This is a genomic window from Waterburya sp. (genome assembly GCF_058530065.1).
Genome location: NZ_JBZNBU010000186.1, coordinates 1 through 7,306 on the forward strand (window position 1 = coordinate 1; position 7,306 = coordinate 7,306).

General features: G+C 38.1%; 6 protein-coding genes. 5 read left to right on the top strand and 1 reads right to left on the bottom strand.

Annotated features, from left to right (window positions below; all coding sequences use genetic code 11):
* The first annotated feature begins 177 nt into the window (after positions 1 to 177).
* From AC33VI_RS11865 to AC33VI_RS11880, 4 genes are all read left to right on the top strand, one after another.
* Positions 178 to 561, top strand: a complete 384-nt coding sequence (locus AC33VI_RS11865) for a hypothetical protein (RefSeq protein WP_491782473.1) — start codon at positions 178 to 180, stop codon at positions 559 to 561.
* 265 nt (positions 562 to 826) lie between these two features.
* Positions 827 to 2,002: a DNA polymerase III subunit beta gene (gene dnaN, locus AC33VI_RS11870; RefSeq protein WP_491782474.1), complete on the top strand. Its 1,176-nt coding sequence runs from the start codon at positions 827 to 829 to the stop codon at positions 2,000 to 2,002.
* A 326-nt stretch (positions 2,003 to 2,328) separates the two neighbouring features.
* The gene (locus AC33VI_RS11875) at positions 2,329 to 2,574 is read left to right on the top strand and encodes a hypothetical protein (RefSeq protein ID WP_491782475.1); all 246 of its coding nucleotides are present in this window, start codon (positions 2,329 to 2,331) and stop codon (positions 2,572 to 2,574) included.
* Between the two features lie 538 nt (positions 2,575 to 3,112).
* Positions 3,113 to 3,871, top strand: a complete 759-nt coding sequence (locus AC33VI_RS11880) for an HAD-IIB family hydrolase (protein ID WP_491782476.1) — start codon at positions 3,113 to 3,115, stop codon at positions 3,869 to 3,871.
* A 58-nt stretch (positions 3,872 to 3,929) separates the two neighbouring features.
* Here the strand turns inward: AC33VI_RS11880 and AC33VI_RS11885 are convergent, their stop codons facing one another.
* The gene (locus tag AC33VI_RS11885; protein ID WP_491782477.1) at positions 3,930 to 6,179 is read right to left on the bottom strand and encodes a RelA/SpoT family protein; all 2,250 of its coding nucleotides are present in this window, start codon (positions 6,177 to 6,179) and stop codon (positions 3,930 to 3,932) included.
* Between the two features lie 311 nt (positions 6,180 to 6,490).
* Here AC33VI_RS11885 and patD point away from each other — a divergent pair, with 311 nt between their 5' ends.
* The gene (gene patD / locus AC33VI_RS11890; RefSeq protein ID WP_491782478.1) at positions 6,491 to 6,859 is read left to right on the top strand and encodes a heterocyst frequency control protein PatD; all 369 of its coding nucleotides are present in this window, start codon (positions 6,491 to 6,493) and stop codon (positions 6,857 to 6,859) included.
* The last annotated feature ends 447 nt before the right edge of the window (positions 6,860 to 7,306 follow it).

The following is a 7,306-nucleotide window of genomic DNA, read 5'->3' on the forward strand; positions in this document are numbered from 1 at the left end:
ATTGCAGCGATCGCCTAGCTCAAGCGGGCGGAAACGGAGAATTTGGCAGTCTTGGAGGATGAGGTTGCCTCGCGCCTCATAGAAGGGCTTTTTGACTTGTTACAAACCCCCTAAAAGGCATAGTTGAAGTCGATAAATGACTAAAATACACTCATAACAAATAGTTATAAATATAAAATGATAATTGACTTAATTGCTTTTTCCCTAGAACTAGATACAGTAAATTTGTCTGGTAGTTGTATCTGGTCTTTGGGATTATATATAGGTTTAAAATCAACTAGAAATTGGATTAGCGATCGCTTGGAAAGTTGGTTTAATTTTGCTGAAGGTTGGCTCTATACTTCCCCAGAAGAATTTGAAGAAACCCGTCCTGCTAGGGAATCTCAAAATGCTTTTTACGCTTCGGTTTTTAGTATTATTCCCTTTCTCATTGCAGGTTTTTTAACCAATTGGGCGGTCGATCTCAGTTTTGGAGGTAGTAGTTGGGCGATCGCTTTAGGGCTGATGACTTGCGCTCTTTGTAGTTTATTTGCTCTTGCAGGTCAAGATTATGAAAATTAAATACAGGTAACTGGCAAATCCCTAATCGTAAGCTTACCGTTAAAGTCGAGGTAGCTGTTTCCAGCTTACTCTTCTCATCAGAAGATGGTTCAAATGAACTGTAAGTTATCCTTTCTAAAGGATTACAAGTACCCATTGTGGGTTACTTTAGAAATGTGTCCTATCCCCATAATCTATGTATGGATTTCAGAACAACGAATCCCACGGGCATTAAAAGGGATTGGGCTTCCTCTGACTTCGTAAAAATGATGCTAGTTCGATAAAAATGAAAATTGTTTGCTCTCAAAGCGATCTTAAAAATAATCTTTCTCTTGTCAGCCGTGCCGTGCCTTCTCGTGCCGAACCTGCGGTGCTAGCAAACGTGTCGATCGAAGCCATAGAAAGCATTCAGAAAGTAAGCATTACGGCATTTGATGGCAACATGGGGATTAAGACTAGTTTTAATGCTGAAGTCGTAGAAGCTGGTAGCATTACTCTGCCTGCAAAATTATTGAATGATATTGTTTCCCGCTTACCAGAGATGGAAATTACTCTTGATATAGGAGACGGCGAAACCGATTGTGTAGCAACTATTAGTTCTGCGGGTGGAGAATTTCAGTTGACTGGAATTGATGCGTCAGAGTTTCCCGAATTACCCACAGTGGAAGGGGAAAGAGAAATGGAAATCCCCATTAGTTTATTAGATCGCGGTTTGGGTGGCTGCCTGTTTGCTGCGTCTGCGGAATTATCAAAACAAATACTTACGGGGGTACACCTAAAAACTAAGAAACTAGGAGAAAGCGATCGCGCGGAGATTTTAGAATTTGCTGCGACAGATAGCCACCGTTTGGCAGTAGTAGCCACAGACTTGCAGGAAGAAGCTCAAGAATCAGATACTACAATTGAGTTGCCAGAGTTTGCCGTAACTATCCCTGCCAAGGCTTTGAGAGAATTAGAAAGAATTGTGAGCGATCGAGCCAAAAGCGACTGTGTTAAGGTCAGTTTTGACGAAAATGTGATGATTTTCCAATTAGGCGATCGCCTGTTAACTAGTGCCAAAATACCAGGAGACTATCCTGCCTATGGGCAATTAATCCCGCAAAACTTCGTTCGGGAAATGGTTGTCGATCGCAAACGACTTTTGAGTAGTTTGGAATTAGTGGCAGTATTAGCACAGAAAAATAATTTAGTTAAATTCAGCATTAATAATAATTTAGGAGAATTAACCGTCTCTGCCGATGCCCAAGATGTGGGGAATGCCAAACAATCTTTACCCGCCGAAATTATGGGAGAAGATATTGAAATTGCTTTTAATATTAAGTATTTAATGGATGGTTTAAAAGCTATTCCCGCTACAGAAATTAAAATGCAACTTAATGAAGGGAATCAACCAGTAATATTTAGTCCTTTGGATGGATTGGATATGATTTATTTAGTAATGCCCGTACAAATCAGGAACTAATTTAATAGTTTAATCTAAGATTGATTCGATAATTACCCTGAAGAAATTTAAAAATTTCACCATCAGCTATATGAATTTGTTACAATAAATCAACTTCAAAAATGTAACAAATTAATGAAGTTAGCCAAATATCTAAGCATAGCAATCCATATCTCAAATATCCGAGTATAGCAGTAATCAAGGCGGTAAATATACTGAGTTTGATAAATGAAGCACTTGGGCAATTAATTCTTGGGAAAAATTGCCAAATTCATTATCAAAGCGTACCAAATTTTCTCAGCAAAGTTACCCCTAGCTCAATTAGATAGTGTGGAGAAAACAATACAATGACATATCATAATAGAGAACATTTGTGGTTGTTAATTATTAGTGCGATCGATAATTTGGAAAAAGTAGAAAAAGCGAAAGAGTTAACTAATATTATTTGGGACATTAACATAAGTAATATCCCAACCGAAAAAGATTGGAGAAGAACTGAAGTTTTACTCGAATCTTACGAAAAAATCAGAGATGAATCTTTGGATGCAGCTTTAAAAAATTTAAGAGAATTAGTACAAATGATGACTTATTAAAGATGATTTAGTAACTAAAGATAGACTTGTTTTTAGTTGTTATTTACTCTATATTAGGGCGAGCATTACTCGCCCTGAAAAATACTAATTAATTTGTTGGTTTTAGCTACTTAAATCGATCTAAGGTTGCTATTTAATAATTATGGTCTTGCCACGAATGCCCACAGGTTGCACATCTTATTCTGTCATATGGAGAGGGGATGAATCCGCCACAATCGTAGCATCTCGAACAACCACCACTAGCAACAATTTCAGATTGATGTAATAGACTTTTTGAGTTTATGTACGAACTCAAAGTAGGGTAAAGTAATTGATGGGATTGTAATTCGACCGATCTTGTATTTTTAGATTTGTTTGTTGTTTTTCTATCGATAAGTTGCATAATTTCGCTCCTCCTTGTGTTCTATATCTGCTTATTTCTCAAGGAAAAGAAGGTATGCAAAAATCAACCCGTCGAATTAATCAGAACTTATGCTAAACGGACAAAGTTCCTCTTATAATTTTTTTTAAAATAGCTCTTCAAAAAAATTATAAAAATATGAGATATATTGTCATTACCGATTTAGATGGCACTTTATTAAATCACCAGACTTACGACTATACTGGTGCATTAGGCGCGATCGCCGAGTTAAAAGAACGAGATATCCCTTTAATTCTTAATTCCAGTAAAACTCAAGCAGAAATTGCCACAATTCGTCAGGAGTTAGACAATCAAGAACCTTATGTCTGTGAAAATGGCGGGTTAATTTGCGGTTTGGGAGAAACTCAATATTTGGCTACTCCCAGAGAAGATTTTCTGCCAAAATTAGTTGAGATTAAAGCCAAATTAGGACTGAAGTATCGAGGATTTGCCGAGGCTACTGTAGAAGATGTTGTTAATTGGACAGGATTAGATTTTGATTCTGCTAGTAAAGCGATGGAAAGATCGGCAACAGAACCTTTATTATGGCAAGATAGCGATTTTGCCCTAGAAAATTTTCGTCAAGCATTAAATGACTTTAACTTACAATGCGTCAAAGGCGGGAGGTTCTATCACGTGATGGGGATCTTTAATAAAGCTAGTTGTTTTACCCTTTTGAAAGAACATTACTCGAAAACTTGGCAAGAGGAAGTGGGTATTATTGCCTTGGGAGATAGTCCCAATGATTTACCCATGTTAGAGCAATGCGATCGCCCGATTGTGATTCCTTCGGCAAAGGGTAACAATCTCCAACTAAATAATTCTCAGGCTTACTATGCCACACAACTAGCCCCTGATGGATGGCAAGAGGGAATTACCTTTGTTTTGAATAATTGATTATGTCCCGCACAACTTAAATTCTCAATCAAAGATAACTCTTTGGCAATCACAGGCTTTATTTATCCCCAGAATCAATGACGCGACGAATATTTAAAATATCGCTCATACTCTTAATTCTTTGGAAAATATATTCAAGTTGCTGGCGATCGCGAATATCTAAACTCAGAGAAATTAAAGCTGGTTTATTGGGGCTAGTTTTAACTCCTGCATTGCGAATATTAATACCACGATCGCTCAACCGTGCCAAAATATCTTTTAGTACTCCTACCCTATCCAGTGCTTCGATTTGAATATCTACGGGATAAGTTAACGGCTTGTTTTCTTCGCTACCATCATTCCAACTTACAGGAATAATTCTTTCTCCAGGAATCTTATCGACATTTTGACAATTTTGACGGTGAATGGAAATTCCTCTAGAGCTTAGAGTTACCGCACCAATAATCGATTCTCCTGGTAGGGGTTTACAACAACCTGCTATGTGATATAGCATTCCTTCCACGCCAATTATTGGCGATTCGCCTTTGCGTTTTTCTCTGGTAGGAGGAATATAGTTAGAGATTTCCACATCTGCTTCTGTTTCGATCTCTTCTTCCTCTACTGGCTGTAACTCTTTGACCACATCCCGCAAACGATTGACTACATGATTTTGGGTGATTTCTCCATATCCCAAAGCAGCTAACATATCGTCCACTGAATGATAGTTGCAACGCTGACTGACTATTTGCATTGGCTCGGATTTGAGTAAAGATTCAAAACCAGTTTTGCCCATTTCCTTTTCTAAAAGTTCTTTGCCTCTAGCAATATTTTCATCGCGGTGCGATCGCTTGTACCACTGTCGAATGCGGTTGCGGGCGGTAGGAGACACGACAAAGTTAAGCCAATCTAAACTGGGATGGCTATTCTTTTGGGTGACAATTTCCACAATATCCCCATTTTCCAAAGGCTTAGATAGGACAGACCAACGCCCGTTAACTCTAGCTCCTTTCATATGGTTGCCCACTTCACTGTGAATGCGATAAGCAAAATCTACAGGGGTTGCACCCTGAGCCAAAGCAATCACATCGCCGTCAGGAGTAAAGACATAGACATCGTCTTCAAATAGATTATCCTTAACGCTCTCCATATACTCTTGAGCGTCACTGAGGTCTTTTTGCCATTCCAATAACTGACGCAACCAAGTAAATTTAGTATCATCAGATGACACAGTTCGATCGCTCGTACCTGTTTCTTTATATTTCCAGTGGGCTGCAATCCCATATTCGGCTACTTGGTGCATTTCCATAGTGCGTATTTGCACTTCAATGGGGCGACCGTTAGAGCCAACTACAGTAGTATGGAGAGACTGATAGCGGTTGGGTTTGGGCAAGCCAATATAGTCTTTAAAACGTCCTGGGATCGGTTTAAAAGCATCGTGGACTACTGCTAAAGAGCGATAACACTCTTCGTTGGTTTCAACGATAATTCTAAAAGCAGCGATGTCATAAATTTGACTGAATTCCTTTTGTTGCCGTTGCATCTTTTGATAGATACCATAAAGATGTTTTGGTCTACCTTTAAGCTCGATTACTTTAATCTCTAACTTGTTTAGTCGCGAGCGCAAAGTTTCGGTTACTTGAGCAATTCTGGCTTCTCGATCTGCTCTTCTTTCGGCAATTAAGGCTTTAATCTCTTCGTAGGCTTCTGGCTCTAGATATTTAAAGCAAAGATCCTCTAATTCCCATTTAAAACGACCAATACCCAATCGATTGGCTAAAGGAGCAAAAATTTCTCTAGTTTCTTGACTGATACGTCGTTGTTTTTCTGGTTTGAGATGATCCAGAGTCCGCATATTGTGTAGCCTATCTGCCAGCTTAACTACAATCACGCGAATATCCGTCGCCATCGCTAAAAACATCCGTCGGAAGTTTTCTGCTTGACGCTCGGTAGTACTAGAGAAATTAAACTTAGATAGCTTAGTCACTCCTTCGACTAATTGACGCACTTGCACCCCAAACATCTCTTCAATTTCTTCGGGGGTAACATCGGTATCTTCAACTACATCGTGAAGAAAACCCGCTGCAATGGTGACACTATCTCCTCCCAAATCTCGTAACAAGCCAGCTACCGCTATCGGATGAGCGATATAAGGTTCTCCTGATTTACGATATTGTCCTTCATGCAATTCGTAAGCGAAATTAAATGCTCTACAGATTAAACTAGCATCCGATTCGGATTGTTCATCTTGACGGTCGAGGGAGCATTTTTGTAACCATCGAGGTAATTTAACTTCGTTATCTTGACTTTCTATGAGAGAGATGGCGGTCATAGATCTATAAAAATATTAGTAAGATTAGTAGAAAAACAACAAGGTAAAAGGCAAACCTTGGAGCAATGCTATTTTGTTGGTATATTTGATTAACTTACTTCTAGATAGTGAAGAAGATAAGCTAGATATTCAAATACTAGGCAGTTGTCTAATTTTGATCTCTAAAGGGGTATTTATCTGTAAAATTAACTTATTTATTTAAGAATAAAACTTATATTGACAAGCAATATTTTCGATCGCAACATGAGTACAAAAGTCAAGTTTGCTTAGTAGAATTTTACCTTATTTATTACCTTATCTTAAACTCAATAATGTTATCTACGTCACATAATCGAGCATATCAGTATTTTCTGACTTTGTTAACGGAGTTTGATAATTCTCTGCCCGATTTAGATGGGGAAACAAATTTTCTGGCGCACGACCAAAAATTTAAAACCTTGCAACATTGGTTTGAGGAGAACATAGTCAACCTAACCAGCCAAGGAATTGAGGCAGCTATTGTTCCTCGTTGGGAATCAATTCAAAGGGAAATCAAACGAGAATTTAAGTTATTAACTACCGATATTTTATTTTTGGCTTCAGCACGTCAAAGTACTACTAAAATCAGGCGTTTGCAGAGTATTAGCGATCGCAACAGTAGATTAATTAATTATTGCCAGGGGCTTTTGCAGGATGAGTAATGAAGGGACGTTTCATGAAACGTCCGTACATGAGTAATGAGTAATGAGTAATGAGTAATGAGTATGGTGATAAACTTCTTTTACTTGAATCCGTATATGGTGTTTTTTCTTCAACTAAAAACTAATAACTTTTCAATAAATTAAAGAAGCCCAAAGAAACATCAGGAAACAAATATACTCATGGTAATATTCTCCCCATAATATATTTAATACATTTAGAGCAAGAGTATCGATCGAGTGAGTAGATTATTAATACGCCTATTAATTGGGGTAATATTCGCTATTTTTGGAATGTTTAATTACTTCACAAATGTTAGTGAAAATCCCATTACGGGAGAAAGACAAAGGGTACAACTTACCCCCCAACAAGAAATAGTTATTGGTCGTCAGTCTGCCCCCAAAATGGCAGCACAACACGGGAATTTATACCCAGATCGTACTTTACAA